This window comes from Puia sp. P3, assembly GCF_050632245.1.
GTDB lineage: Bacteria > Bacteroidota > Bacteroidia > Chitinophagales > Chitinophagaceae > Puia.
In genome coordinates this window covers 2,572,634-2,598,047 of the sequence record NZ_CP192583.1, presented here as the reverse complement: position 1 = coordinate 2,598,047, position 25,414 = coordinate 2,572,634, and the positions used below count along the sequence as shown (strand labels likewise).

Below are 25,414 nucleotides of genomic sequence, written 5' to 3'. Positions count from 1 at the left end.
TAAAACAAGGGACAAATATCCATTGCCGGGCGTCAAATCCGTCGCATCTTTGTATGGTCAAAAGCAAACATCCGTACCCTGATCCAGTATCCTAGAAGCTAACGTCCAAACCCATTAAATTCGAACCGTACTCTAACCCTCTGCCCGTATCGACGGACCAATGAAAACTACAATCCAATCTTCAGTGAAAAGCCTCCGGATAGTCCTGGAGGTTTTTCGTTTTATGCCTTTCTGCTGCCGGAGTTTGTCCCCATCCAGAAATAATCCAGATTCCAGTTCTAGTTTAGAGCCGTAAATACACGGCCTGCAAAAGCTGAAACCATATCTTTCTGTGCTCGGCGCCTTTGCCCTCAGCGTCACGAGGCTTGGTCGCCGGGTCACGCAGCAACTAGTCCTGCCCGGGCGGCAGCGTCCGGGCAACCTGCTGTCCAGTCTTTTCCCTGCTGTTTACGGGGCTGGCCGAACAGACGATCGTCTTTCGCCGGGCGGTGATCCGCATTCCATGGGCCTTTGCACTAAAACTGCCGGCCCGCGACAGGCTCGACGCCGCGTGGACCTTTAGTAAGAAATGGCTGCGCCTGGGAATCGTGGCCGCGGCGTGGATACTTTTCATTCTTTCTTCGTTGGAGGGGTCGGTGCCGGGGCAAGGCGACCCTAACGCGCCGGCCGCTGCGACCGCGACGACGGTTGCCAGGCCTGTCTCCGAGGTGGTCACCGCAGACGGGAGCGTGCCGGCGAAACCGGTGTTTTCCTCCTACGAGTCTGTTTTTCCGCTAATACAGCATCAGAGAACTCCGATACGACGGTGGCTGCTGCTCTGTGCGCTCCGGATCTGATCGTCGGCCTATTCCTGTCCTGGCTGACCCATCCATTCGATCACCGGTAAAATACAAGTATGAAGCGATTCATGGGGCTGCTGCTGGTATCGCGGCAAGTGCGCCTTCGCCCAAAATAACCATCCGACACGCGACACGCTAAAAATAGATACGCTGAAGGACGTCATCATTTCTTCCACGCGTACCAATCAGTTATTAAAAAACACACCGATCACCGTCCAGGTGGTCAACCGGGAAGACATCGACGAGGGTACCGCGGCGTCTCCGGCCAATATCCGCGAGCTGCTGACGGAGCTTTCGGGGACGCAGATGCAGCAGACCTCCGCGACCTCGGGCAATGTTGCTATTCGTCTGCAGGGGCTCGACGGAAGGTATATCCAGTTGCTCAAGGATGGTTTCCCGCTGTATGGCGGTCTCTCCGGTAGTCTGAGCATTCTGCAGATACCGCCGCTGGACCTCCGTCAGGTGGAGGTCATCAAAGGGGCCGGTTCGGCGCTGTATGGCGGCGACGCCATCGCGGGGATCATCAATCTGATCTCGCGTACGCCCGACACGGCGCTGCACCTGGACCTGGTCGCCAATCAAACCCAGCGCGGGGGCACCGATCTCGGAGGTTTTTATGCGCAGCGGTGGGGACGGATGGGTTTTACCGTGATGGCCAGCGCCAGCAGGCAGGATCCCTATGACGTCAACAAGGACGGTTTTACCGATCTGCCTCGGGTGCGGCAGGGGACGATCGCCCCTACCCTTTTCTGGTATCCGGACGACAGCACGATCATTCGGATAGGTGTAAACGTTAGTATCGACAGGAGGAATGGCGGAGATATCAGCGCTGTCAAACACGGCACGGACAGTCTGCATTCTTTTCTCCAGCGCAACAGCAGTGACAGGGATTATTATCAGCTGTCGCTGACGCGCAAGGGCGCGGGCACCAGCTGTTCTCCGTAAAAAATTCTGTGGGATACTTTTATCGCAGCATCGCGCAGACCACGACGGGATTTTCGGGCGCGGAGATCACCTCTTTCACGGAAGTCAGCTATGCGGTAAGGGCGGGCGGGCACCGGGGTGGTGACGGGCGTGGGGCTCAGTACGGACAGATTTAGGCCGGACGGCGGACATGGCGGCTCTGGGTATTCCCACACGACCGCCGGCGTCTTTGTGCAGGACGACTGGGCGCTCGGTAAAAAGACCATTCTGGAAGCGGGGGCAAGGGCCGACTGGGTCAAAACCCTCTATTTCCTGCCCCGTATCGCCCTGTTGTACCGTCCCGCGCCCGGGCTGACGGCGCGTCTCGGAGGAGGGCTGGCGTATAAGCTGCCGACCGTCTATAATGCTTCAGACGAAGAAGAGGCGTATCAGCAGGTATACCCCATCGACCCCCGCGTCCGCGCGGAGCGGTCCGCCAGCGCCAATCTCTCGCTGAACTATAAATTCCGTATTGGCGACGAGATGATACTGGAGGCCGACCAGAACTTTTATTACACGCGGCTCACGTGGGCTCTGGTACCGCAGCCCGATAGCCTGCGGAGGGGCTGGCTCTATTATCTGAATGCGCCCGGTCCCGTGGTGTCGCGCGGGATGGAGACCAATGCCCGGATGGCGGTCGACGAGCTCTCGATCTACGTCGGATACACCTATACCGACGCCCGGCGCGTGTATCTGTCCGACCATCCGCAGCTGCCGCTGACGCCAATACACCGGGTGGTCGGCAATCTTAGCTATGAGGTCGAGCCGTCGTGGAAGGCGGGGATCGACGCCTTTTATACGGGAAGGCAGGTCCTCGGACAATGCGTCCACCACCCGCCCGTTCTGGACCTTCGACTTAATGGTGCAGCGGACCTGGGGACATTGTTCCCTGCTGTTGAATCTGGAAAATCTGACCGATACGAGGCAGAGCGGGTTTGGTCCATTGTATACGGGGTCGGTGCAAAGTCCCGTCTTTGGAGAAATCTATGCCCCGGTAGAGGGGCGGATCGTCAGCGTCGCGGTGCGTTACACCCTTTAGAAGGCAGCGGGTATGCGTTTTGCAGTCTATATCAGAATTTAAACAAATTTCAAAACTGCCGTGTCAAGCAATGATTCGTGAAGAACTGGTAAGTAAGTCCGCCTCTGCTTTGAGATTTATATTAATTTCTGAGATACAGGAATTTATTCGATCACTGGAGAATGGTCTGCCCCTCGAGCAACTGGTGAGGAAGAGGGATCAGATCAAGGAGCTGTTGGGGTTGGTTTCGAACAAGGAACTCGTCGAATTTGAGGAGATGCTGGGAAATTATTTCCCACCCAAATAATTTATAGGATAAGGTCAAATGGCAATGGACTGATTAAAGCAACCCGTCAGTTGGACGGGTTTTTTTATGCTTATCCTCTACCGATCGGTAAAGAAAACCTCGGGAAGGCACTGGAGAGCGGGGGAACCGCCTGTGTATATCCATCTTTTTGTACTATCTTGGTTCTCCCTAATAGCCTGTGCAATAACCGCTTTGTTTAATCCAGTAAGCCCATGATATCCTTAAGGCTATTCCTCATTATTCTTACTACTGCCGTTGCCGCCCGTGTCTACAGCCAGTCCGACGACAGCATTCGAATTGTCAGTTGTATCGAGTCCAGCAAAAAGTTCGAGGAGCAACAGCCGGACTCGGCGGTTGACATCTGCAATCAGGGTATGAAGCTGGCCGAGGGGCACAATGACCTTCGGGGGCAGGCCTTGTTGCTGCTGCAGCTGGGCCGAATCAACGGAATCCATCACCACAACGATCTCGCGCGCCGTTTTGCCAACGAGGCGCTATCGATATTCCGGAGCCTCCGGGACTGGAAGAATATTGCACTGACATACAACGAACTGGGTCTGCTGGACGGCTCGGGGAGTCTGACGGATGCTACCAGCGAGCTGGGAAGGTCCATGGAATTCTACGAGAATATGCACGACAGCAGCGGCATCGCCTCCACCTGGATGAATATGGGAGCGGTTTACGAGAAGAACGGCGAGACAGAGAAGGCGCTTTCCTGGTATCTGAGGGCGCTGGTCCACTACGAACATGCTTCGCGGAAGCCGCAGGAGTATTTCCTGCTGCTGCAGAATATCAGCCGGGTCTATTCCCGGAAGGGCGACAGGCAGGCGGCGCTGAAATACCTTGAAGAGGGTCTGCACAACGACAACAGTCCTCTGTACCGGGATACGGAGATAACGATGCTGGAAGAAGAAGGCCAGCTGCTGGAGGCGTCGGGGAAGAACGCCGGCGCGCTCGTGGACTTCAAACGGGAGTTCGACTCGGCCAAAAAATACGACAATCTCGAAGGGCAGGCGCATGCGCTGGCCGATATCGCCGGTGTACTGAAAAAAGACAACGCCGCGCGCAGCCTCGAATACCTGAAGAAGGCGCTCGGCATTGCGCAGGGGCTGAAGGAACCTTTTCTGAAAGCCAATATCTACGAGGCCATGGCCGGTGTCTACCGGCAGGAAAAGAACTATAAGGAAGCGATGGCGGCGCTGGACGAACACCACCGCCTGCTGGACAGTCTTCTCACTTCAAAAACAAACAGCGACATCCTGGCGCTCGATACCAGTTATCAGCTGGAGGTGTCGAGGGAACGGATCGACCAGCTGACGGAAGTCAATAAGAAGGAAAAGACGAGGCGCAACCTGAGCATGGTCATCGTCGTGCTCGTGCTGCTCGTTCTGTTTGCGCTATGGGGTTATGTCCGCAAGATGCGGCGGTTGAATCAGCAGCTGAATCAGTCCAATCAGGTACGGGACAAGCTGTTCTCCATCATCGGTCATGACCTCAAGGGACCCGCGGGTAATTCCGTGCAGGCGCTCGAACTGTTGGAAAAGGGCGTATTGCCGGCCGAGCAGCAGGGCAGGCTGGTGAATCAACTGAAGAAGCAGTCCGCCGCCTCTTTCGATCTGCTGAATGCCTTGTTCGAATGGGGTCAGGCGCAGTTGAACGGGGTAAAAGTGTCGCCGGAGCGTTTTTCGGCGAAGGATGTTGTGAGAAAAAACATCGGGCTGCTTGGTCCTTCCGCGGCGAGAAAGGATATCGTTATTTGTGACGAGACCCCGGAAGAAGTTACGCTGTTCGCCGACCCGAATCATTTTGATTTTATCATCCGGAACCTGCTGTCCAATGCGATAAAGTTCACGCGGGAGCAGGGGCGTATCGTTATTCGCCAGTCGCTTGCAGATGGGTCCGTTGTGTTTTCCGTCGCCGATACCGGCATCGGCATCAGTAAGGAAAAGCAGGAGGCGTTTCTTAAGACCGGGCTGCCCGTCGTGTTCGGCACCAAAGGGGAAAAAGGCAGCGGTCTTGGGCTGATGCTCATAAAGGAATTCGTCACTGCCGGCGGGGGGCGGATCTGGCTGACCAGCAAGGAGGGAGAAGGTTCGGCCTTTTATGTTAGTTTTCCTGCAGCGGAAGGCGGTCACCGCCGTGCGTGATCAGCAGCTTGCGGTATATTTGTCCCATGAAACACTATCGATTCAGGGCCAGATTCAGGGTCGACGTGGAGATCGTGATGAGCCTTCTTCCCGACGCCATGTACGAGATCCGTCCGCTGCACGTGAAGCAGCCGGACGTCGAGGTCGATATGATCACCTTTTACGACCTGCAGCATGTCATCGATACTATGAAGGGGATCCACGAGGGAGAGATCATGCATCTGACGATAGCGCCGGCGAAAAAATACAAGAATACTTTCGAGCCGGATGGTGATTTCTCGTTGAATTAAAAAAGGCCGCTCCTCTATCGGAGCGGCTTGGATTATAACAACGGAACCTTTCTTTATTTCTTGAAATCATTGATACCATAGTAGTATACTTCGTCGCTGCCGGGATACACGCCCTGGATCTGGAAGTTGCTGCCTTGTTTGGACAGTGCGTCTTTCAGTTCGGCGACATTGTGAACCCTTACGTCACCCACTTTGGTGATGATGAAGCCGGGACGCATATTGGTCTGGCTGTCGATGACGCCATTGTGGATATTATTCACTACGACACCGCCGTCGATTCCCAGCTCGGGAAGCCTTGTCCTTGCTGAGGTCGGAGAGGTCGGCGCCGAGTGATTCGACGGCTGCCGGGTTTGTGCTGGCGAAGCTACCGAGTTTGTTCTGCAGAGTGGCGTCGGTGTTGTGTTCCGATCCTTCTCTCAAGTATGTGATCTTTATCTTGTCGCCGGGTTTCTGGCGGGCGATCAGTTCTGCGAGGCGTGCGTCGGAGTTGACGGTTTCGTCGTTGATCTTTGTGATGACGTCGCCTTTTTTGAGGCCTGCGAGACCGGCGGCGCTCTTTAGGATCGGCATCCATCACGAATACGCCGTCGACGTCGTTATTGATGCCCAGTTCTTTCTTCTTGTCCTCATCCAGTCCTTCCGGGGCCATGCTGATGCCCAGGTAGCCGCGTTGTACGGAACCGTATTTCATGATATCGCTGATGACCTTTTTCATGAGGTTCGAGGGAACGGCATAGGCATATCCGGCGAAGCTGCCCGTGGGGCTGGCGATGGCCGAGTTGATGGCGATCAGTTCGCCGTTGGTATTGACGAGGGCGCCGCCGCTGCTGCCGGGGTTGACTGCTGCGTCGGTCTGTATAAAGGACTCGACGGGAGCCGCAGCGCGGGTATTGATGCCGATATTACGCGACTTGGCGCTGACGATGCCCTGTGTGACGGTAACGTCGAGGTTCAGTGGATAGCCGATAGCCAGCACCCATTGGCCGAGTCTTACGTCGTCGGAATTGCCGACGGGCATTACGGGAAGGCCTTTTGCGTCGATCTTGATCAGCGCCAGGTCCGTATTGGGATCGGTGCCGATGACCTTTGCGATATAGTTGCGTCGGTTGTTGAGCGTTACGGAGATGGCGGTAGCGCCGTTGACGACGTGGTTATTGGTGACGATATATCCGTCTTCGCTGATGATGACGCCGGAACCGGAAGCCTTCTGGTCGGGCTGCTGCATTCCTCTGCCGTCACCATCGCCGTCGCCGAAGAAGCGTTTGAACAGGTCGTTGCCGCCGAACATATCGCCGAAGGGGTTTTGGCCCTGACCTTGTCCTTGTCTACCGGCGGTCTCCCTGAATTTCGTAGTCGTCTTTATATGTACGACCGAAGGAACGGCCGTGCCCGCGGCTTTCTCGAAATCGATGGGCTGGGCGGAAGTGGCGCTGGCGCCTGTGTACGCTGTTTTCACGACGGGAGTTGTGGGTTCGTCCAGTACGCTGTTGTGTGGTTTGTGACTGTTGTTTGCGAACAGCAATCCGCCTCCGATGACGGCGACCGCACCGAGGAGCATTGCTTTAGTTTTCAATTTTGTCTTTTTAATTTCCATGGTCTATTTTGCTTTTTGTGTGAGTATATACAAAATTAACCATGTACGAATTTATTCGTTCATTATACTGTGTTAATATAATTCTAAACAAATGCATTAACAAAGCTCTAACTACTCAGGGCTTTCTGCCGATGTTCTTGTCGGCCCACTGTATGAAATATTTAACGTTTGGAGCGTCGGTATGACCGCCGTCGTGCTGGCGCCAGGCGAGTTGTCCGTCGAGCAGTCCGGTGTTGACGGGCGGCATTTTTTCGGTGTGGTAGTCGTTGGAGACGCCGATGTCTTTTGCTCCGAGCAGCCGATACACCGTCCCCGCGGCGACCGTGGCCATATAGCTGCCCTGCTGGTCGAGCCATTTGGCGTCGCCCTGTTCGGGGACGCCATAGCTGATGAAGCAGGGTTTGGGAGCGCATAGGGCTATCAGTGAGTGAGCGTCTACGGGGATGTCTTTCGCGGTTTTCGGGCCGCCAAGTGGCGTCGGAGGCGCCGTATTTGAGGAAATTGCCGGCCATCCAGTAGTATTCGCCGCCCGTGAGGCTTTCTACCGCCTCTCCGAAATTGCGGCGGTGGAGTTTGGCTCCGCCTTCGCCGGACGAGCCGATGAGGCCCATATAAAATCGTGGTTCGAAGGCCAGCGTCACCAGGGCTGCTTTACCAAATCGGGAGACGCCTTCGATGCCGACGTGTTTGGCGTCGACCATGGGTTCGCTGGATCCAAGGTAGTCGAGGGCTCTTGCGGCGCCCCAGGCCCATGCGCGGAGTGCGCCCCAGTCGTCGGGTTTGCGGGGCTGTCCTTTGTTGACCAGGCCGATGATGCCTTTGGTCAGTCCGGCGCCGTTGTCGGCCTGTATGCTATTGGGGTCGATCAGCACATATCCCCAGCCGTCAGCGATCAGCTGTTGTGCGGCGGGGGGATCGCCGGGGACGCGGAGTCCGCCGAAGGTCGGTCCGGGGAGGGGGTTGACGGGGTTGTAGGCGGGATAGCGGTCGAAGATCTCCTTTAATTCGGGGTGGTGCTGGAGGAGCAGTTCTTTGATCGCGGCGTTGATCTTCTCCATGTCTTCCGCGGGCGGTTGTGCGGGGGCGGGAAGGGCGCTGCGGCTGAACATCATCAATAGTGGCACGGGGCCTTTCGCGTTGGCTGGGAGGACCAGGGTCATATTGATATTGACGTCGATGGAAGGGCAGGAAGAATTGTCGGCGTGGCCTACGAGCTGTTTGGCGATGACGGGTGTGAAGCCGATATATTCGTGGTCGGTGACTTTGACGGTCCAGGTGATCTTTGGTGTATTTGGCGGTACCCGGCCATAGACCTCGCGTTCGAAGTCTTCGACGATCTCGGGGCGGCGCCGGTGCCACCACTGGTCGGCGGTGGTGATCTTTTTACCGTCGTTGAGGGTGAGGAGGTCGGGTAGTTCGGGATAGGGGTTGGCGAGGGCTTCGTCGTAGTTGGCGTGGTTGGGGGCTTTCTCGTCGCCGCTCGGACCGGGGCGGAGGGCTTTTATGCCGAGCTGTCTCATCATATTGTCGTGGTCCTGTTCGGCGGTGAAAGTTACGGGAGGCTGGGCGGAGGCGTGGAGGGTGCCGGCCAGCAGGACAAGCAAAAGTCTATTTTTCATGGCTGTTGAATGTGTTTCCCGAAGATAAGAGATCGAGACTGCAATCGGTTACATTTTTTACAAATGGGCCCAAAGAAGGGTATTAAGCCTTATTAAAGCGCTTTTTAAGCCGGTTGGCGACCACGATGGCGGCTCGCTCGGCGATGACACCTACGATAACTGCGGGCAGCAGATCGATCAGGAAATTCCGAAAAACAAATGTTGGAGCCGATGGAGGGCCTGTTACTTCTTCACTCCATTCGGTAAGGAAGACGAGGGGATAGCCGTAGTAATTGTTCCCATCCCAGGGCTTTTCGATTTTGGCCGTCAGATTAACGACCAGGACGAAAACCAGAACGATGAAGAATGCGGTGCGAAATGCTCTGTTCATGAGGCAGGGGTAGTTGTGGTTGTAAGATACAAAACCGTCGCTCTTCCATATTTGCTGCTTTTGTCCGACTCCGGTCGATTCGTGTAACGAAACCGGACAAACTTGCGGGCTACGCAACGCTGTAAAGGGTTGAATGTTTGGCAGATAGCGGCATGGCATCCTCTATGCGGTGTAACTGGATGCTAAAGAACTTTTTCCGCGTCGCTTTCCGCAGCCTTCTCCGGCAAAAAGCGTACAGCGTGCTCAATCTTGTGGGCCTGTCGCTCGGGATCACCTGCACGCTATTGCTGGCCATGCATATCCGTGAAGAGTTGAGTTATGACCGCAATTTTTCGAAGCATGACCGCATCTATCGTGTGGTAAGCACGGAATGGGCGAAGTCGGCGCCTTCGCTGGCGGGGGTGATGCCCAAGACTTTTCCGCAGATAGAGCGCATTACGCATCTGGCGCAGGCCGGCAACCAGGTGTTCCGGACCGCCGGAGGAAAAACGGGTGAAGCCCGTGGTTTCTATGCCGACTCTTCGTTCCCGAAGGTGTTCGACCTGCAGGTGGTGGCCGGTGATCTTCGGGCGGCGCTGGTGGACCCTGATGCGGTCGTCATGACGCGGAGTACGGCGCGGCGCTTCTTTGGCGATAAAGATCCCATCGGTCAGAAGATAAGGGCGAACGACCAGTACGACACGTGGGTGAAGGCCGTCGTCGAAGACATGCCGGCCAATACGCATCTCCAGTTCGACTATCTGTCGAGTATGGTCCTGTTTTACAGGAATATGCCTCCTAAAATGCTGACCAATCAGTCCTGGATGTTTGGCTGGACCTATGTGCTCTTCCGCCATTCGGGAGACGTGGATCAGGTGCGCGCGCGACTGGTGGATTTCTGGATGAAGTTTCGCAGCGATCTCGACAGGAAGGCCGCGGCCGACGATGCCGCCGGTATCCGTCTGCAGCCGGTGACAGATATCCATCTACATTCAGACCTGATCCAGGAGATGGGGCCAAACAGCAGCATTCTCTATATCTATATTTTTACCGCGGTGGCGATACTGATCCTGCTGATCGCCTGCATCAATTTCGTCAATCTGTTCACGACGCAGTCGCTGAAGCGGTTGAAGGAAGTGGCGGTCCGGAAGGTGCTCGGCGCTCCGCGGATGCAGGTGGTGCGACAGTTCCTTGGGGAGGCGCTGCTGCTGGCGGCGTTGTCGGGGCTGCTGGCGCTTGTCTTTATTCAGCTGGCGCTGCCTTTTTACAACCGGCTGACGGGCCGCGGGGTTTCGCTGGCCAGTCTTGTTCGCCGGGACAATCTGCTGCTGATCGGGTCGGTCATACTGGGCACCGGTCTGCTGTCGGGGATCTTTCCGGCGCTGCTGATGGCGGGCTCGGAGCCGTCGGCGGCGCTGAAGGGAACGAAACTGCCCGGTTCGCGGGCGGCGGTGCTGCGGAAGAGTCTTGTCGTATTCCAGTTCGTGGCATCGGGGTTTCTGATCATCGCTACCGTCCTCGTATACCGTCAAATGAACCTGTTCCGGAACAAGCAGCTGGGCTTCGATCGCGACCAGGTGGCTATCATCCATTATTACGGCAAATTCCGGGACCAGATCTCGCGTCAGCCGGAGGTGCTGAAGAACGAGTTCATGACGAGTCCGGATATACTCGCCGTGGGAAGGTCGAGCAATATCATCGGCGACGACCTGAGCGTCGAATCGGTGCAGCCCTCTCCCACCCCGGAAGGAACAAACTACCCGAATATCCGCGTATTCCGGGTGGACGAGAACTATCTCAGCGTGCTCGGTATACAGTTGAAGGAAGGAAGGAATTTTGCGCAGTATCCTCAGGACTCGGCGACGTTCATCATCAACGAGACGGCGGCGAAGACCTTCGGTCTGACGAAACCGGTAGGGTCGCTGATCGAGAACAACAGCAACCAGCTGCAGGGGCGGGTGATCGGCGTGGTGAAGGATTTCAATTTCGCGTCGCTGCACAGCCAGATAGAGCCGCTGATCCTCGAATACAGGCCCAAATGGACCACCAATCTGCTGGTGAAGATAAGGGCGGGAAGGATCGACGCGGGTATCGCGTTTCTGCGCGACAAGGTGAAGAAGGTGTCGCCGGACGCGGTGTTCAACTATAGTTTTTTAGACGACCATATTGCCGGGCTTTACCGGAAGGAAGACAATATGAGCGCGATCCTGAAGTTGTTTACGGCGCTTTCCATCATCATCGCCTGTCTCGGCCTTTTTGGTCTGGCGGCGTATGCCGCGGGAGACGCGTGTGCGGGAGATCGGGATCCGGAAGGTGGTGGGTGCGAGTACGGCCAGTCTGATCCGTCTGCTCTCTTTGGATTTTATGATCCCGGTACTTATCGGTAATTTGCTTTCCTGGCCGTTTGCGGCGTGGGTGATGCAGAGGTGGCTGCGCGATTTCGCGTTCCGGGTCGATATCGGCTGGTCGGTGTTTGTCTGGTCGCTGCTGCTGACGGGCGTCGTGGCGCTGCTGACGATCGGGTTCCGCTGCTGGCGGCGGCGCGGGCGAATCCGGTGAAGGCGCTGCGGGCGGAGTGATTGTTCCCTTATAATATTGTATTATGGCAAAAAATAGGTTGTTGCGAATGGACAATGTCGGCATCGTTGTGGAATCCCTTGACGATGTTATATCTTTTTTCGAGGAGCTTGGCCTGAAACTGCAGGGCCGGGGGGCAGTTGAAGGGGAATGGGCCGGGCGTGTTACGGGGCTGGGAGATCAGAGCGTCGAGATCGCGATGATGGTCACTCCTGATGGCCATAGCCGGCTGGAGCTCTCGCGATTTATCAGGCCCGCTGTGATCGCCGATAACCGGAAGGCCCCAGTAAACGCACTGGGCTATCTGCGCGTGATGTTCGCCGTGGAGGAACTCGACGAGGTGCTGTCCAGGCTGCAAAAGCGGGGTGCGGAGCTCGTCGGCGAGGTGGTCAACTACCAGGACGTCTACCGGTTGTGTTATATTCGCGGACCCGAGGGGATCCTTGTCGGGCTGGCTGAGGAACTCGGTAAGAAGTGAGAATGATGCTTTAGGCCACCGGTTTTGTGCCTGTCGTCAAAATATCCCGCGGATCGACGCCGATGGTCCTATCTTTTGCCATGAAACCCGCACATCTTGTCTATCTCCTCGCGCTGATCAAGCTGATACTGCCTTTTTTCCTTCAGAGCCCGGAATGGGGTCCGCACAGGGACGAACTGCTTTACCTGGCCGAGGCGAGGCATATGGCCTGGGGCTATATGGAGGCGCCGCCGCTGCTGTCGGTCTTCGCCTGGCTGACGAACTGGCTGGGCGGCGCGATGTGGGCTATCAAGCTATGGCCTTCCCTTGCGGGCGCGCTGACCTATGTCCTCGTGGGCCGGCTGGTGCTGCATCTTGGCGGCCGGTGGTTCGCGCTGGTGCTGGCGTGGATGCCTTTCGTGACGGGCGCCTGGCTTCGGATGCACTTTCTCTTCCAGCCGAATTTTTTGGATATCTTCTTCTGGACGGCGACGGCTTATGGGCTGATCCGGTATCAGCAAACGGGAAAGGCTATGCACCTTTATGTTGCGGGTGTCGGTCTGGGGTTGGGTATGCTCGCCAAGTATACGATGGCTTTTTATGCTGTGGGCCTGTTCGCGGGTCTGATCATTGCCTGGGACCGAAAGGTGCTTGCCAACCGGCATTTCTATTATGCCATGGGCCTGGGCTTCCTGCTCTTTCTGCCGAATCTGATCTGGGAGGCTTTGCACGGCTTCCCGGTGGTCTATCATATGAAGACCCTCGAGAGTGGGCTCCGGTGGCTGAGTCCGTGGACTTTCTGACGGATCAGTTGCTGTATCATGTGGCGACGATCTTTACCTGGGTGACCGGGCTTGTCTGGGTGGTGCGGGTGAAGCAATATCGTTTTATTGCCTGGGCCTTTGTCGTTACGCTGGCGCTGTTGCTGCTGGGTCATGGGAAAAGCTATTATTCGCAGGGGGCCTACCCTATCCTGTTCGCGTTCGGCGCTCCGCGGGTGGAAGCGTGGGCGAACAGGTGGTGGAAGGCGGCTATGGTTGCGTTTAGCGTCGTTATAGGCGTCCGTCTGGTCCCTATCCTGCTGCCTTTCAGGGCTCCGGCTGCGTTGGCCGATTACTACGTGCATCATCCTCTGGCACGGCAGGTGGGGGCGCTTCGCTGGGATGACCAGCAGGACCATACCCTGCCGCAGGATTTCGCGGATATGTTGTCGTGGGAGGAGATGGCTCAGACCGTGGCGACGGCCTATGCGTCGCTCGACAGTACGGAGAGGGCGCACACGCTGCTGTTCTGTGACAATTACGGCGAAGCTGGAGCCGTGAACTATTATGGCCCGAGATATCATCTTCCCATCGCGTACAGCGACAATGCAAGTTTCCTTTACTGGATGCCGGTGGACTATGACAGGTTCGACGTGCTGCTGCTGGTCACCGACGACAGGCATGAGATGGAGCATAAGTTTATCAAGGAGTTCCGGTCGGTCCGGCTGGTCGGCCGCATTGCGAATCGCTGGTCGCGGGAGGATGGATCGCTGGTCATTCTGATGAAGGGTCCGAGCGAAGCGTTCAGGCAGGCGTTCAGGGATAAGATCGAGCTGGACAGGCTGAAGACCACGGCGCACGGGGCTGTGCAGACGCTGGGGCCGAATCCGCTGGATGATGGGGGATCGATGCATTGAAAGCCGCGCGCGGGCACCGGACGCGTACAACAAATGCCTTTTATCCTATTATTTTATCCAACAAATCTGCTGGCACATTGCCTCTGGAAGTATGTGGCGCCATTAACAACAAATAGAGGGCCTTTCCCCTCTTTAGCAACGATATATTTAAAGGGACTAGCTTTGTAATATCAAGGAAGCCCTCCACGCCAACAAAAAAAATATCCTTCGGTGCATCTTCGGCGTACCTTATGGAGAAGTTCTTGCATATTAAATGATAACTAACCAGGCTATCATTTTTTCTTGTTGTTACAATTGAATCACCATAAAGGGTCATAAATAGTTTGCTGACTGGTTTTGATCCCCCAGCAAGGTAGCAAAAATTGAAAAATTTGTTATGAGTTATGTTGTTGTATGTATGCCGAGCAGTTGACGTCACGTACTTGTTCTCCATCTCAATCAATTGGCCAAGCTGAATGTCTTCCTCCAAATCCATTCTATATGTGATAAGTTCGTAGTCATTGCCAAAAAATAAAAATGAGATAGGGTATCTTACTTTGCTGTTTACGATTTCGTCAGCACGCAACTGGGTCCAATATTGGCAGTTGAAAAGACTCGAATCTTCAGGCGTAATCTTATATGAGGCTGGCAAGTCTTCTTCTGATGATTTCGATAAATCCTTAAATGCATTAACTATTGCCACAACTGTGTACAACAGGGCACCGCCCAATATCAAAACAAGTATAATAATGCGGAATCGGCTTTTTCTTTTCATATTCGATACTTTCTTATCAAGGCTAAATGTAGTGATTTAGCAAGACTGTTTCTTCAGAAGTAAGCTGTGGAGAAATTGATCTATCTGGACACAAAAAAACTAATTACAAGGGGAATAAAAATAATAGCAGCAACTTTCAAATGATTAATTATGCTTGTCGGATTTTCATATGATTCATATCGGATCAGGATCTTTTCAACTCTCTTTCTGTTAAAATATACCAGGCAAAAGACGATATGCGCGGACAGGACTAACATCAATAAGTTTCTGCTTGCATGTCCGACATGGTCATCAAACCAGTCTCGGAAAACTCGCCTTGATATACCAAATATCGCCGCCAATAGCGTTAAAATACCGAAAGATGAAGCTATAAAAGCGTTGTATTTTGCAATTAGGGCAGTTTTGCCATTTTGTATCGACCTCGTATAAATTACAAAATAAACAAATTCATACATCCGACGTATATTTAATTTTTCACCTGCTTCTCCCCTGGAAAAGACCTTTCCTTGGACCAATTTTGATTGAGAATCTTAGAAATGTCAATCAACATTCCATTACGCCTTTTGCCACTCTTTGTACGTTTATGAGTTTCCTCGGATCGGGGAGACTTTACAAGGGTGGTTCTTGCCAACTCAATAAACTCCCTAAACTTTGCAAGTAATTTCTGATGAAAGTATGGAAACCGGAATTGAATTCCCGGTTGATTTGAGCTCTTCAAAACTTGTATGGCACGTTAACTTGACCATTTCTGATACAATTTGAATATTTTTTACCTTTTCTGCTTTCCAATAGCCAAAGTAGTGAGGGAAGATTCAACAAAATTAAAGATTCCGTCGGAGATCGGCGTCAGCTCCAAACATTAAGTATATACCCATACCCGTATATGTCAAGCCCTTAAGGACTACCTGTAACCGACAGTATCATAATTGGACTTTGCCGGCAATGCTGTCGCCGCCTTTACCGTTGCGCCGGGGGCGATATCCGGAGGCAACAAGCCGGGGGATGGTATTGCCAAACTAGAGGATCCAACTACCAAGTATCCGAAACCGCCGTTCAAATATCAACCGCAGCCATGGCCGGGTCTGCAGGGGCAGATGGACCCAAAGCCAGACTGCGGGGAAACGAGTTATAAGGGTTCGGGGCGGCTGATGGGCAGGAAGGCGCTGATCACGGGCGGTGATTCGGGGATGGGAAGGGCTGCGGCGATCGTTTATGCGAGGGAGGGAGCAGATGTGGCTATCAACTATTTCCCCACAGAGGAACCGGATGCCAAAGAAGTCATCGCGCTGATCAAGGCTGAGGGCCGGAAGGCGGTGGCTATTCCCGATGATCTGCGCGACGAGGCGTTTTGCAGGCAGCTGGTGCAAAAAGCGGTTGCAGAACTGGGTGGGCTGGATATCATCGTCAACAACGCCGGCCGGCAGCAGTCGGCGGCTTCGATATCGGACGTAACTACGGAGGAATTCGATGCCACAATGAAAACGAATATCTATGCGCCGTTCTGGATCTAGGTGTTTAACTATTGAACCAGTTTGTACTGCCAGGTATTTTCTTATCCAGGCCAGCATCGGAAACCTCCAGGAGGTGGCCATGGGCAGGCTGGCGGCAGACCAGGGAAGCGACGCCGACGTGAAGGCATTTGGCGGGCCGATGGTCGCCGACCATAGTAAGATAGAAGACGAGCTGATACAGCTGGTCAGGAAAAGGGGTTTCCAGATACCAAAAGGGGCCACGGAAGCGCCCGCGTCAAATCCGATGTTAAAAAAAATGACCGGTGATTGCGAATTCCGAAAATCCAAAAGGTATGCGATTTGCGGCGGATAAAGTATAAGCCGTTACAATGAGTGTATATACTTTGGGAGACGTCGAGACTATTAAAAATTTGCTTTTAAAACTGCATGAGACGGTTGCGGTAGCGGAGAGCGTGACGTCTGGTCATCTGCAGGCCGCGTTGTCACTGGCGGAAGACGCGCGGCGCGTTTTTCAGGGCGGGATTACAGTATATAATGTCGGTCAAAAATGCAGGCAGCTCGGAGTAGAACCCGTGCATGCGCTGGAATGCGATGGCGTTTCTCCACTTGTGGCAGAAGAGATGGCCAGGAGTGTCGCGGAGCGTTTTTGCGCGAGTTTCGGGATCGGCATTACCGGTTATGCAGCGCCGGTACCGGAGAAGAACATAGAAGAAACGTATGCCTTTTTTTGCATTTATGGGCGGGGAAAGTCACTGAAGCTGGAGAGGCTGGAAGGACCGGATGAGGACGCGATAACGGTGCAGGTGTTTTATGTGAACAGTGTGTTGGATGCGTTCCGGGAGGTGCTGCAAGGAATATAAATGCGAAGACGCGGGCAGCTCTAGTTCAGGGAAGGATCATTAAAGGTATCCCCCTGTTTCATATCCCCGGTTTTCGAATCCCTTTTAAACCAGTATACCCGCTGGGCTGAGGTGCCGTGGGTGAAAGCGTCCGGAACCACTGTGCCGGTAGCCTCCTTTTGCAGTCTGTCGTCGCCGATGGCGTTGGCGGCGTTAAGCGCCTCTTCGATGTCTCCGGGCTCGAGGATATTCTTCATCCTGTTGGCGTGATTTGCCCAGACGCCGGCGAGGAAGTCAGCCTGCAACTCAAGTTTTACGGAGTATTTGTTGTATTCTGCCTTGCCGACCTGTGACCGCGTTGCGCCATTTTCGCCGAAATGCCGTTGAGGTTTTGAATATGGTGTCCTACTTCATGGGCTATCACATAGGCAACGGCAAAATCGCCGGGGGCTTTGAAGCGATCGCGCAATTCCTGACAGAACGAAAGGTCCAGGTATAGTTTGCGGTCGCCGGGACAATAGAAGGGTCCTACTGCGGAGCTCGCCGAACCACAGGCAGACTCTACCTGATCGGTGAATAAGACCATGGTGGGATCATCATAGGTCTTTCCCTGGTCGGCAAATAATTTGGTCCAGACGTCTTCCGTGTCAGCCAGGACAACTTTGGCAAATTTTGCCTGCTGGTCATCCGCGCCTTTTTCTTCGGCTGTTGGCGGCGCTGTTTGGGTTTGGCCAGGCTGTTGTGGGGATCCGGTCCCGCCCAGGAAAGAATAAATGAGGTAAATGATAAGACCTACCACGCCGCCGCCGGCAGCGATATGTCCGCCTGTGATCCCGCGGCGGTCTTCCACGTTGGAGCTTTCCCTGTCGCCGAGCCATCTCATATTTGGTGTTTTAAGGTATGGTTTAGGCTTATAAAAAAGCGTGCCACGGTGGGCCGGTGGTGACGGGAATGCCGGCAATTCGGCTCATGAATGATGTGGCAGGAAATTTTCTATTACTTCTTTATAGGTTTGTTTGATCATGTCCCAGTGCGTTTACGTCTCCCTTGAGGATCGAAGAGGTGAAATTCTTTGCCTGTTTCAGCGTAATATGGGGCGGCAGCGGCGGAACGCTGGGGTCGCTAAGTACGTCCAGCACGACGGGCCTTTTCGACGCCATGGCCTGCTGTAATGCGGGCGCTATATCTTCTTCCTTTTCTACCCGGATGCCTTCCAGGCCGATGAGCTGAGCATATGCGGCATAGTTCAGTTCGGGGATATCCTGCGACGCCTCGAATTTGGGGTCGCCCACCATGACCCGCTGTTCCCAGGTCACCATATTCAGGTCCCGGTTGTTGAGAACAACGATCATCAGCCGAGGGTCCGTCCAGCGTTTATAGTATTTCGCGATAGTGATCAGTTCGTTGATCCCCATCATCTGCATCGCTCCGTCACCCACCAGCGCAATCGGCATCCTGTCCGGATACGCGAACTTGGCTGCGATGGCGTAGGGTACTCCCGGGCACATGGTCGCCAGGTTTCCGGAGAGCGACGCCTTCATGCCTTCGCGTATCTTCAGGTCCATCGCAAACCAGGTCGCGATCGATCCCGAGTCCGACGTAAGGATGCAACGGTCAGGCAGCAGCGGACTCAGCTCCCAAAAGAAACGCTGCGGATTGATGGGATGGGCCGATTTCATCGCACGAGCCTCCAGCACTTTCCACCAGCGGTCGACCTCTTTTTCGATCCTCTCCCGCCAGCTGCGATCTTCTTTTTGCAGCAGCGGCAGCAGCGCCTGCAGGGTCTTGCGGCTGTCTCCCTGGAGATTGACGTCTGTGGGATAGCGAAGACCGAGCATGCGCCCGTCGATATCGATCTGTACTGCTTTTACCTTGCCGTCTTTGGGGAGGAATTCCGAATAGGGAAAGCTGGTGCCGACCATGAGCAGGGTGTCGCATTCCTGCATCAAGTCGTAGCTCGGCTTGGTTCCGAGCAGGCCGATGCTTCCGGTGACAAAGGGCAGGGTGTCGGGCAGTACGGCCTTGCCGAGCAGGGCCTTTGCGACTCCGGCGCCCAGTGTTTCGGCCACCTGGATCACCTGCTGCGCGGCTCCTGCCGCGCCGGCGCCGGCGAGGATGGCCACTCTGCTGCCTGCATTGAGTATATCGGCGGCCTGCTGAAGGTCGGCGAAGGGGGTAGCCGATCTCGGGACGCGTATAGTGCATACCCGTATGGACGCTCCCGTGAAGATGTGGCGGTTCGGCGTAGTCCAGCTCCTGCACGTCGTTGGGCAGGATGACGCAGGTAACGGTCCTGTTGACTTTCGCGATGCGGATCGCGCGGTCGATCAGGTGTCTTGCCTGTGATGGCTCGTTACAGGTGTGGACGTATTCGTGGGCCACGTCCTTGAACAGAGACGCCAGGTCCACCTCCTGCTGATAGTCGCCCCCCATCGACATCCTGCGCCTGCTGGCCGACGATGGCCACCACGGGCTGGTGGTCCATTTTCGCGTCGTAGAGTCCATTGAGGAGGTGGATCGCTCCGGGTCCCGAAGTGGAGATACAAACCCCCACTTCTCCGGTGAATTTCGCGTGACCGCAAGCCATAAATGCAGCCATCTCTTCGTGACGGGTCTGGATAAAATCGATCTGGTCTTTTGCCCGGTTGAGCGCTTCCATGACCCCGTTGATGCCGTCGCCGGGATAGCCATAAATTCGTTTGATCCCCCAGGCGATGAGCCGCCCGACGATAAAATCACTGACTTGCTGTGCCATATAATGAGTATATTTTTATCCGTTAACCACTTCTCCACCATTTACGTGGATCACCTGCCCGGTAATGAAGGACGCGTCATCGGAGGCTAAAAAGACATAGGCGGGCCCCAGTTCTGAAGGCTCACCGGCACGCTTCATCGCCGTTTCCTCTCCAAACTTGTCGATCTTTTCCTGGGTGAACGTGGATACGATCAACGGCGTCCATACCGGGCCCGGCGCCACCCCGTTCACCCTGATCTTCTTTTCGGCGAGATTTGTGGCCAGACTACGGGTAAAAGTCGTAATGGCTCCCTTTGTGGCTGAATAGTCGATCAGTCCCGGCGAGGACCGGTATGCAGTAACAGAAGTTGTATTGATAATGCTGTCGCCCTCGTGGAGGTAGTGGAGGGCAGCCTGGGCGAAGTAGAAATAAGGGTAAATATTCGTTTCGAATGTCGTGGTGAGTTGTTCGGAGCTGATCTCTTTCAGGTCCTTTTGCGGCACCTGCATTCCCGCGTTGTTTACGAGGATATTGAGTTTGCCGTACTCGTCGACCGTCTGTTTCACGGCGTCCCTGCAGAACCCCTCGCTCTTTACGTCGCCAGGCAGAAGGAGACATTTTTGCCCGGTGGATTCCACCAGCCGTTTGGTCTCCATCGCGTCTTCCTGCTCGTCAAGATAGACAATGGCAACGTCCGCCCCTTCCCGTGCGAAATGAACGGTTACCGCCCTGCCGATGCCGCTGTCTCCTCCCGTGATCAGCGCCAGCTTTTCCATTCAGTTTGCCCGCGGCCTTGTAATCTTTCTTTATAAATTCCGGCCGGGGCTTCATCTCTTTCTCGACGCCCGGCTGTCTGTCCTGGACTTTCGGCTTTGCCTTCGTGTCTGTGCTGCTCATATGCTTCAATTTGCAAAAAGACCGAAATTTCTGTGCCAGCGGCCTGGTCTAGAACCTCTCTGGCCATTTTCAGCATTAATCCCCCGTCAATAAAATAGGTGGATCCGGTGATGTAGTCAGCGGCGGAAGAAGCGAGAAACAGGGCCAGTCCGGCAATCTCTTCCGGATAACCCGGACGCTGAAGGGGTACGGCTTTCCCCTTATCTTTCTGTGCCTCCGGATTGTTCATCAGGTCCTTATTCATCGGCGTGACGATCATGCCGGGCCCGATATTATTGACGTTGATGAGATGGGGGCCCAGTTCCAGTGCAAGCGTCCGGGTGAGATTCCGGAGTCCTCCTTTTGCCACATTGTAGTCGGCGGCATCCGTAAACATAACTTCTTCGTGAATCGAAGTAATGTTGATTATCTTTCCCTTTCCTCCCTGCTCTATGCGGTGTTTCGCAAAACGCCGGCATGCAAAAAATGGTCCATAGAGATCGGATCGCAGCGTCCTCTCGAACTCCTCCGTGGTCATATCCACGACCTGCCGTTTAGCCCCGTTGGTGCCGGCATTGTTTACGAGGATGTCGACCGTCCCGAATTGTGCCAGGGCTTTATCGAACAGAGAATTGACCTGGTCTTCGTTGCCGACGTCCACCTGAACTTCTATTGCTCGCTGTCCTTCCGCCCCGATCCGGCTGACTACTCCCCTGGCCGCCTGCTGGTTGTGGTGTGGTAACAAACCACTATGTTGGCGCCATTTCTGGCGAATTCCATCGCTATTGCTTCACCGATGCCGGAGTCTGAACCGGTGACAATGGCATTTTTTCCCTGTAGTTCTTTCATATGGTGGTCGGCAGCAATTGCCATACCCCAGAAGGGCAACTATTACTCCCGGGTAACAGAAATAATCATCCCCATAGTTTGGTTGTTACCGGGTTGTTAATGTCGCGGCGTTTTCAGCGGGCGACCCCCGCGGCGGCGAAAAAAAATCGGATATCCACTAGGTCCATTGGACCAATAGTCTGTCTTAGCTATGAAAATGAAGATCCCGCCAGCCTGACGGCGATGATCGCACTAAAATTCATACTCATGAAAAACAAAAACACGCGCAGCGTTATTTTCTTTATTCTTCCTTTGGCAACTTTTCTGGCCATATTTGCGGCCTGCAACAAGAGCAGCAACAACAGTGGCGGTACGCTGGAACTCAGACTGACGGATGACCCGGCCATGTATGATGCCGTGAACATCGACGTTCAGAAAGCTGGAGGTCAACGTTTCTGCGGACAGCGGGGCGAAATCGGGCTGGCAGACCCTGCCTCTTCTTCATCCTGGCATTTACAACCTGCTAAAATTCAGAAACGGTATCGACACGGTGCTCGCGTCGGTGAATCTGCCTGCCGGATCGTTGTCGCAAATGCGGCTGACCCTCGGCAATAATAATTCCGTGGTCCTCAACGGTCAGTCCTATCCGTTGCAAACGCCTTCCGCCCAGCAGTCCGGGTTGAAATTCAACATCCATACGACGCTGACCGGCGGCATCGTTTATCGCCTCTGGATCGACTTTGACGCCGGAAGAAGTATTGTGACGACCGGCGCCGGCGCATACATCCTCAAGCCTGTAATCCGTACCTATACCGAAGCCATCGGTGGCAGCATCAAGGGATATCTTCTCCCGGGGATAGCAAAACCCGCCGTTCTCGCTGTTCAGGGTACCGATACGCTGACCGCCTTCCCGGATTCAGCAACCGGCTATTATTTCTTTGGCGGGGTGAATACCGGGTCCTGGAACCTGTCGATGCACGCACTTGATTCCACCTACAAAGACACGGCGTTTAGCGTAAGTGTCGCCACCGGCGTAGTAACGAATGCCGGATCGGTCACGCTCCAGAAAAAATAACGGCTTTCGAAAATGTTGTGATCGGGTGCATTGTCTCCGGGCAATACACCCGATCTTTTTGATGGCCCTGAGTCTAATTGCCATTGAAAATCTTTATCTTGTATGGTATGACGGATACCCTGAACGATTTCAAAGCCTTATTTGAATCCGCGCCGGATATTTACCTCGTACTGTCTCCAGACCTGAGGATCGTTGCCGCGAATGACGCCCGTCTCAGGGCAACAAATACTACGCGGGAGGAGACAATCGGCAAGCCGCTGTTCGAGATCTTCCCCGACAATCCTGACGACCCGGCGGCGACCGGTGTCAACAACCTGAAAGCGTCATTGCACCGGGTGCTGCGAACAAAGGCCCCGGACGCCATGGCCGTTCAAAAATACGATATCCCCCGGCCGGCCTCGGAGGGAGGAGGTTTCGAAGAACGATACTGGAGTCCCCTGAACACCCCCGTCCTGAACCGCAACGGAGAGATCGATTTCATCATTCATCGCGTCGAGGACGTAACGGAGTTCATCCGGCTCAAACAGCAGGGCGCGGAACAAAACAGACTTACAGAGGAATTGAAGACCCGCGCCGAACAGATGGAATCGGAGATCTTCCAGCGGCGCAGCAGCTGCAGCAGACCAATGAGCGACTGAGAGAAGCAGAACGGGTCAAAAGCGAGTTCTTCGCCAACGTCAGCCACGAACTGCGTACACCCTTGTCATTGATACTGGCTCCCACCGAGTCTCTGCTTTCCGGCAAACTCGGGAAACTGTCTCCTTTACAACAGGACGTGATGCAAACCGTCCACAACAATGCCGCCCGCCTCCTTCAAATGGTGTCCGGCCTCCTCGATTTCGCCAAAGCCGAGGCAGGCAAGTTGAAGCCTCGGCCGGAGGCCGTCGACGTCGGTGCCCTCACCCGATCGATCACACACGATTTTCAGCCTACCATACGGGGAAAAGAGATCGAACTTTCTCTCGACGTCGCCGCCGGGACCAATATCGTCCTGATCGACCACTATCTTTTTGAACGCATCCTTTTCAATTTGCTTTCGAATGCCGTGAAATTCACCGATGCGGGCGGTAAGATCGGCGTCCGGCTGGAAATATTGGAGGAACGGATCCGTATGGAAGTGACGGACACCGGCATCGGCATTGCCGAAAAGGATATCGCCGTTATCTTTCAAAAATTCAGACAGGTGGAGGGCTCGTCTACCCGAAGGTTTGAAGGCACTGGCCTTGGCCTGGCCATGGTAAAAGAGTTTGCGGAATTGCTGGGCGGTACCGTTACCGTAAAAAGCGAACCCGGTAAAGGCAGCGCGTTTATCGTGGAATGCCCCGCCCCAAAAGCCGCCGGCCAGGAAGGCGCGCGCCGGATCCAGCCGCGGGAGAGCTATCAGACTCAGAACCCTGCCACGGCATCTCCGGAAACCAACAGCCGGCAGCCGGAGCCCATCGGCGGCCGGCAAATGAAGGTGCTCGTTTGCGAAGACAACGACCAGTTGTCGAAATATATCGCCTCTCTTCTTCGGGATTTCAGTGAGGTCAGGATCGCCGGCGACGGTCTGAAAGGCCTCGGGCTCGTGAGGACCTGGTCGCCCGACCTGGTCATTACCGACGTCATGATGCCCGGTCTGGATGGCATTGGTCTTTGTTCCGCTATCAAATCCGATCCGCTGACGGCAGGGATCCAGGTGGTCATACTGACTGCCCAGACGCACCGCGAGGCGATGCTGAAAGGCTGGGAAGCGAGGGCGGACGAATACCTGTTCAAACCCTTTCACCCGGACGAACTGGTCACCCGGATACGCGCCATGCTGGCCATTATCACCGAACGAAGGACCCACGCTGAATCGGTCATGGAGCAGAACGCGGAAGCTGGCGCGCGCCCGTGCGGAGATGGAACAAAAGGGAAAACTCGAGGAATATGCCCATGCGCTGGAACGGACCAACCGGGAACTCGAAGAGATCGCCTATATCAGCGCCCACGACATGAAAATCGCCGATCGCCAGTCTTCAGGGGCTCCTGAAGTTGATGGACCAAAAAGGCGCCGTAAAGGAATCCCACCTGCCTTTGTTCGAAATGGTCAAAAAATCGACCCGGATGATGCAAAAGACGATACTGGCGCTGAATGACGCCATCGCCTTTAAGAAGACGCTGACCATCCAGCGGGAAAGGCTGCGGTTTGCCGATATTCTCGAAGAGGTCAAAGTGACCCTTCTGGACGTCAGACTTTCTTCCAAAGCGGTCATCCGGGCGGATTTTTCTCATTGTCCGGAAATATTTTTCCCTGCCGTGCACCTTAAAAGCATCCTGCAAAACCTCCTGACCAATGCGATCAAGTATTCAAAACCGGACCAGGCGCCTGTCATTGATATTGTAACTTCCTGTAAGGGAAATTTCGTAGTTTTAGAGCTTAAAGATCAGGGAATAGGAATTGATCTGGATATGAACAGGGACAAGATCTTTCATATGTTTCAGCGCTTTCATACACATAAGGAAGGACTGGGACTTGGCCTGTATCTGGTCCATTCCATTGTAGATGCGTATAAAGGCAGGATCACCGTGGAGAGTGAAGTGAATCAGGGAACCGTTTTTAAAATATACCTCCAAACTGATGTCGATGTTCAAGAAAATCTTACTGGTGGACGATGACGAGTCGTCCAACTTTCTGAATGAAACGATTTTGAGCGATATGGACGCCGCGCAGGTCATAGAAGTAGCCCAGGACGGCATTGCGGCATGCGATCTGATCGGCAGCGGGAGCTGTCCCGAACTGATCTTCCTGGACGTCAGGATGCCGCGCATGGACGGATTTAATTTCCTGGAGCGGCTGAGTACGATGGAGGTCTGCCCCCATACCAAGATCGTCATGCTCACCAGCTCGACCCGAAGCGAAGACAGGCAGAAGGCGCTTCAGTATGAAAATGTGCTCGACTACGTCGAGAAACCGCTGACGGAAGAGACGGTCAAGAAGATCTCGGAAGAATATTTTTGAGTAATAGGACAATC

General features: G+C 54.6%; 30 protein-coding genes and 2 pseudogenes. 19 read left to right on the top strand and 13 right to left on the bottom strand.

All coding sequences use genetic code 11. The features are described 5' to 3' along the window. Positions 1–388: 388 nt before the first annotated feature. A complete protein-coding gene (locus ACQ86N_RS15610; protein WP_431215947.1) occupies positions 389–715 on the bottom strand; it encodes a hypothetical protein in 327 nt (108 codons plus the stop codon). 265 nt (positions 716–980) lie between these two features. On the opposite strand from ACQ86N_RS15610, the gene ACQ86N_RS15605 reads away from it, so the two are divergent. The 6 genes from ACQ86N_RS15605 to ACQ86N_RS15580 all read left to right on the top strand — a co-directional run bounded on the left by ACQ86N_RS15605 (position 981) and on the right by ACQ86N_RS15580 (position 5,564). After that, the gene (locus ACQ86N_RS15605; RefSeq protein ID WP_431217433.1) at positions 981–1,784 is read left to right on the top strand and encodes a TonB-dependent receptor plug domain-containing protein; all 804 of its coding nucleotides are present in this window, start codon (positions 981–983) and stop codon (positions 1,782–1,784) included. A gap of 8 nt (positions 1,785–1,792) precedes the next feature. Continuing rightward, complete coding sequence (locus ACQ86N_RS15600) at positions 1,793–1,939, top strand: hypothetical protein (RefSeq protein WP_431215946.1); 147 nt, start codon at positions 1,793–1,795, stop codon at positions 1,937–1,939. Then, positions 1,914–2,915 (top strand): TonB-dependent receptor plug domain-containing protein, encoded by a 1,002-nt coding sequence (locus tag ACQ86N_RS15595; RefSeq protein WP_431215945.1) that lies wholly within the window; start codon positions 1,914–1,916, stop codon positions 2,913–2,915. Before ACQ86N_RS15600 ends, ACQ86N_RS15595 begins: the two co-directional genes overlap by 26 nt. A gap of 35 nt (positions 2,916–2,950) precedes the next feature. After that, positions 2,951–3,127, top strand: coding sequence for a hypothetical protein (locus ACQ86N_RS15590; RefSeq protein WP_431215944.1), 177 nt, complete (start codon positions 2,951–2,953; stop codon positions 3,125–3,127). 212 nt (positions 3,128–3,339) lie between these two features. Then, entirely contained in the window at positions 3,340–5,274 is a 1,935-nt protein-coding gene (locus ACQ86N_RS15585; RefSeq protein WP_431215943.1) for a tetratricopeptide repeat-containing sensor histidine kinase, read from the top strand. A gap of 26 nt (positions 5,275–5,300) precedes the next feature. Then, positions 5,301–5,564, top strand: coding sequence for a hypothetical protein (locus ACQ86N_RS15580; protein ID WP_431215942.1), 264 nt, complete (start codon positions 5,301–5,303; stop codon positions 5,562–5,564). 53 nt (positions 5,565–5,617) lie between these two features. Here ACQ86N_RS15580 and ACQ86N_RS15575 read toward each other — a convergent pair whose 3' ends face one another. The 5 genes and pseudogenes from ACQ86N_RS15575 to ACQ86N_RS15555 all read right to left on the bottom strand — a co-directional run bounded on the left by ACQ86N_RS15575 (position 5,618) and on the right by ACQ86N_RS15555 (position 9,147). Beyond that, on the bottom strand, positions 5,618–5,824 hold the full coding sequence (locus ACQ86N_RS15575) for a hypothetical protein (RefSeq protein WP_431215941.1): 207 nt from the start codon (positions 5,822–5,824) through the stop codon (positions 5,618–5,620). Then, positions 5,817–6,134 carry a PDZ domain-containing protein gene (locus ACQ86N_RS15570; protein WP_431215940.1) on the bottom strand — a complete coding sequence of 106 codons (318 nt, stop codon included), beginning with the start codon at positions 6,132–6,134 and terminating at the stop codon, positions 5,817–5,819. Before ACQ86N_RS15570 ends, ACQ86N_RS15575 begins: the two co-directional genes overlap by 8 nt. A 205-nt stretch (positions 6,135–6,339) precedes the next feature. Beyond that, positions 6,340–6,789: pseudogene (locus ACQ86N_RS15565) on the bottom strand (S1C family serine protease); the annotation flags it as partial. A 530-nt stretch (positions 6,790–7,319) separates the two neighbouring features. Continuing rightward, on the bottom strand, positions 7,320–8,777 hold the full coding sequence (locus ACQ86N_RS15560) for a hypothetical protein (protein ID WP_431215939.1): 1,458 nt from the start codon (positions 8,775–8,777) through the stop codon (positions 7,320–7,322). Between the two features lie 82 nt (positions 8,778–8,859). After that, on the bottom strand, positions 8,860–9,147 hold the full coding sequence (locus ACQ86N_RS15555; protein ID WP_431215938.1) for a hypothetical protein: 288 nt from the start codon (positions 9,145–9,147) through the stop codon (positions 8,860–8,862). A 152-nt stretch (positions 9,148–9,299) separates the two neighbouring features. Here ACQ86N_RS15555 and ACQ86N_RS15550 point away from each other — a divergent pair, with 152 nt between their 5' ends. The 5 genes from ACQ86N_RS15550 (at position 9,300) to ACQ86N_RS15530 (ending at position 13,838) form a co-directional block, all read left to right on the top strand. Then, positions 9,300–11,513: an ABC transporter permease gene (locus ACQ86N_RS15550; protein WP_431215937.1), complete on the top strand. Its 2,214-nt coding sequence runs from the start codon at positions 9,300–9,302 to the stop codon at positions 11,511–11,513. Beyond that, positions 11,398–11,685 (top strand): ABC transporter permease, encoded by a 288-nt coding sequence (locus ACQ86N_RS15545; RefSeq protein WP_431215936.1) that lies wholly within the window; start codon positions 11,398–11,400, stop codon positions 11,683–11,685. The genes ACQ86N_RS15550 and ACQ86N_RS15545 overlap by 116 nt, the downstream gene beginning before the upstream one ends. A 43-nt stretch (positions 11,686–11,728) precedes the next feature. Next, positions 11,729–12,181, top strand: a complete 453-nt coding sequence (locus ACQ86N_RS15540; RefSeq protein WP_431215935.1) for a VOC family protein — start codon at positions 11,729–11,731, stop codon at positions 12,179–12,181. Between the two features lie 80 nt (positions 12,182–12,261). Continuing rightward, a complete protein-coding gene (locus ACQ86N_RS15535) occupies positions 12,262–12,963 on the top strand; it encodes a glycosyltransferase family 39 protein (protein ID WP_431215934.1) in 702 nt (233 codons plus the stop codon). Further along, a complete protein-coding gene (locus ACQ86N_RS15530; protein ID WP_431215933.1) occupies positions 12,939–13,838 on the top strand; it encodes a hypothetical protein in 900 nt (299 codons plus the stop codon). The genes ACQ86N_RS15535 and ACQ86N_RS15530 overlap by 25 nt, the downstream gene beginning before the upstream one ends. 40 nt (positions 13,839–13,878) lie before the next feature. Here the strand turns inward: ACQ86N_RS15530 and ACQ86N_RS15525 are convergent, their stop codons facing one another. Further along, on the bottom strand, positions 13,879–14,592 hold the full coding sequence (locus tag ACQ86N_RS15525) for a hypothetical protein (protein ID WP_431215932.1): 714 nt from the start codon (positions 14,590–14,592) through the stop codon (positions 13,879–13,881). Positions 14,593–15,518: 926 nt separating this feature from the next. Between ACQ86N_RS15525 and ACQ86N_RS15520 the strand changes: the two genes are divergently transcribed. From ACQ86N_RS15520 to ACQ86N_RS15510, 3 genes are read left to right on the top strand one after another with little or no spacing between them, the layout of a single operon-like run. Next, positions 15,519–16,103 carry an SDR family NAD(P)-dependent oxidoreductase gene (locus ACQ86N_RS15520; RefSeq protein WP_431215931.1) on the top strand — a complete coding sequence of 195 codons (585 nt, stop codon included), beginning with the start codon at positions 15,519–15,521 and terminating at the stop codon, positions 16,101–16,103. After that, positions 16,084–16,416 carry a DUF4142 domain-containing protein gene (locus tag ACQ86N_RS15515; protein ID WP_431215930.1) on the top strand — a complete coding sequence of 111 codons (333 nt, stop codon included), beginning with the start codon at positions 16,084–16,086 and terminating at the stop codon, positions 16,414–16,416. The genes ACQ86N_RS15520 and ACQ86N_RS15515 overlap by 20 nt, the downstream gene beginning before the upstream one ends. A 16-nt stretch (positions 16,417–16,432) precedes the next feature. After that, complete coding sequence (locus tag ACQ86N_RS15510; protein WP_431215929.1) at positions 16,433–16,924, top strand: CinA family protein; 492 nt, start codon at positions 16,433–16,435, stop codon at positions 16,922–16,924. A gap of 20 nt (positions 16,925–16,944) precedes the next feature. Here the strand turns inward: ACQ86N_RS15510 and ypfJ are convergent. The 6 genes and pseudogenes from ypfJ to ACQ86N_RS15480 form a co-directional block, all read right to left on the bottom strand. Next, positions 16,945–17,786 (bottom strand): annotated as a pseudogene (gene ypfJ / locus ACQ86N_RS15505) (KPN_02809 family neutral zinc metallopeptidase). A gap of 121 nt (positions 17,787–17,907) precedes the next feature. Beyond that, on the bottom strand, positions 17,908–19,026 hold the full coding sequence (locus tag ACQ86N_RS15500; RefSeq protein WP_431215928.1) for a thiamine pyrophosphate-dependent enzyme: 1,119 nt from the start codon (positions 19,024–19,026) through the stop codon (positions 17,908–17,910). A 230-nt stretch (positions 19,027–19,256) separates the two neighbouring features. Then, a complete protein-coding gene (locus ACQ86N_RS15495) occupies positions 19,257–19,658 on the bottom strand; it encodes a thiamine pyrophosphate-binding protein (RefSeq protein WP_431215927.1) in 402 nt (133 codons plus the stop codon). 15 nt (positions 19,659–19,673) lie between these two features. Further along, the gene (locus tag ACQ86N_RS15490; protein WP_431215926.1) at positions 19,674–20,414 is read right to left on the bottom strand and encodes an SDR family oxidoreductase; all 741 of its coding nucleotides are present in this window, start codon (positions 20,412–20,414) and stop codon (positions 19,674–19,676) included. Next, a complete protein-coding gene (locus ACQ86N_RS15485; RefSeq protein WP_431215925.1) occupies positions 20,396–21,259 on the bottom strand; it encodes an SDR family NAD(P)-dependent oxidoreductase in 864 nt (287 codons plus the stop codon). The genes ACQ86N_RS15490 and ACQ86N_RS15485 overlap by 19 nt, the downstream gene beginning before the upstream one ends. Further along, complete coding sequence (locus ACQ86N_RS15480; RefSeq protein WP_431215924.1) at positions 21,220–21,363, bottom strand: SDR family NAD(P)-dependent oxidoreductase; 144 nt, start codon at positions 21,361–21,363, stop codon at positions 21,220–21,222. Before ACQ86N_RS15480 ends, ACQ86N_RS15485 begins: the two co-directional genes overlap by 40 nt. 418 nt (positions 21,364–21,781) lie before the next feature. Here ACQ86N_RS15480 and ACQ86N_RS15475 point away from each other — a divergent pair, with 418 nt between their 5' ends. From ACQ86N_RS15475 to ACQ86N_RS15455, 5 genes are all read left to right on the top strand, one after another. Further along, the gene (locus ACQ86N_RS15475; protein WP_431217432.1) at positions 21,782–22,417 is read left to right on the top strand and encodes a DUF4382 domain-containing protein; all 636 of its coding nucleotides are present in this window, start codon (positions 21,782–21,784) and stop codon (positions 22,415–22,417) included. A gap of 107 nt (positions 22,418–22,524) precedes the next feature. After that, complete coding sequence (locus tag ACQ86N_RS15470; RefSeq protein WP_431215923.1) at positions 22,525–23,055, top strand: PAS domain-containing protein; 531 nt, start codon at positions 22,525–22,527, stop codon at positions 23,053–23,055. Continuing rightward, the gene (locus ACQ86N_RS15465) at positions 22,977–24,431 is read left to right on the top strand and encodes an ATP-binding response regulator (protein ID WP_431217431.1); all 1,455 of its coding nucleotides are present in this window, start codon (positions 22,977–22,979) and stop codon (positions 24,429–24,431) included. The genes ACQ86N_RS15470 and ACQ86N_RS15465 overlap by 79 nt, the downstream gene beginning before the upstream one ends. Before the next feature lie 5 nt (positions 24,432–24,436). Then, positions 24,437–25,057: a sensor histidine kinase gene (locus ACQ86N_RS15460; RefSeq protein WP_431217430.1), complete on the top strand. Its 621-nt coding sequence runs from the start codon at positions 24,437–24,439 to the stop codon at positions 25,055–25,057. Further along, entirely contained in the window at positions 25,026–25,400 is a 375-nt protein-coding gene (locus ACQ86N_RS15455; protein ID WP_431215922.1) for a response regulator, read from the top strand. The genes ACQ86N_RS15460 and ACQ86N_RS15455 overlap by 32 nt, the downstream gene beginning before the upstream one ends. The last annotated feature ends 14 nt before the right edge of the window (positions 25,401–25,414 follow it).

Bases quoted from the DNA above. Each gene is read 5' to 3' on its own strand.
- ACQ86N_RS15455 (WP_431215922.1), top strand. From the start codon at position 25,026: ATGTTCAAGAAAATCTTACTGGTGGACGATGACGAGTCGTCCAACTTT.
- ACQ86N_RS15535 (WP_431215934.1), top strand. From the start codon at position 12,262: ATGAAACCCGCACATCTTGTCTATCTCCTCGCGCTGATCAAGCTGATA.
- ACQ86N_RS15490 (WP_431215926.1), bottom strand. From the start codon at position 20,414: ATGGAAAAGCTGGCGCTGATCACGGGAGGAGACAGCGGCATCGGCAGG.
- ACQ86N_RS15550 (WP_431215937.1), top strand. From the start codon at position 9,300: ATGGCATCCTCTATGCGGTGTAACTGGATGCTAAAGAACTTTTTCCGC.
- ACQ86N_RS15525 (WP_431215932.1), bottom strand. From the start codon at position 14,592: ATGAAAAGAAAAAGCCGATTCCGCATTATTATACTTGTTTTGATATTG.
- ACQ86N_RS15555 (WP_431215938.1), bottom strand. From the start codon at position 9,147: ATGAACAGAGCATTTCGCACCGCATTCTTCATCGTTCTGGTTTTCGTC.
- ACQ86N_RS15495 (WP_431215927.1), bottom strand. From the start codon at position 19,658: ATGGCACAGCAAGTCAGTGATTTTATCGTCGGGCGGCTCATCGCCTGG.
- ACQ86N_RS15540 (WP_431215935.1), top strand. From the start codon at position 11,729: ATGGCAAAAAATAGGTTGTTGCGAATGGACAATGTCGGCATCGTTGTG.
- ACQ86N_RS15570 (WP_431215940.1), bottom strand. From the start codon at position 6,134: ATGCCGATCCTAAAGAGCGCCGCCGGTCTCGCAGGCCTCAAAAAAGGC.
- ACQ86N_RS15560 (WP_431215939.1), bottom strand. From the start codon at position 8,777: ATGAAAAATAGACTTTTGCTTGTCCTGCTGGCCGGCACCCTCCACGCC.
- ACQ86N_RS15545 (WP_431215936.1), top strand. From the start codon at position 11,398: ATGCCGCGGGAGACGCGTGTGCGGGAGATCGGGATCCGGAAGGTGGTG.
- ACQ86N_RS15585 (WP_431215943.1), top strand. From the start codon at position 3,340: ATGATATCCTTAAGGCTATTCCTCATTATTCTTACTACTGCCGTTGCC.
- ACQ86N_RS15460 (WP_431217430.1), top strand. From the start codon at position 24,437: ATGGACCAAAAAGGCGCCGTAAAGGAATCCCACCTGCCTTTGTTCGAA.
- ACQ86N_RS15470 (WP_431215923.1), top strand. From the start codon at position 22,525: ATGACGGATACCCTGAACGATTTCAAAGCCTTATTTGAATCCGCGCCG.
- ACQ86N_RS15510 (WP_431215929.1), top strand. From the start codon at position 16,433: ATGAGTGTATATACTTTGGGAGACGTCGAGACTATTAAAAATTTGCTT.
- ACQ86N_RS15515 (WP_431215930.1), top strand. From the start codon at position 16,084: ATGCGCCGTTCTGGATCTAGGTGTTTAACTATTGAACCAGTTTGTACT.
- ACQ86N_RS15580 (WP_431215942.1), top strand. From the start codon at position 5,301: ATGAAACACTATCGATTCAGGGCCAGATTCAGGGTCGACGTGGAGATC.
- ACQ86N_RS15480 (WP_431215924.1), bottom strand. From the start codon at position 21,363: ATGAAAGAACTACAGGGAAAAAATGCCATTGTCACCGGTTCAGACTCC.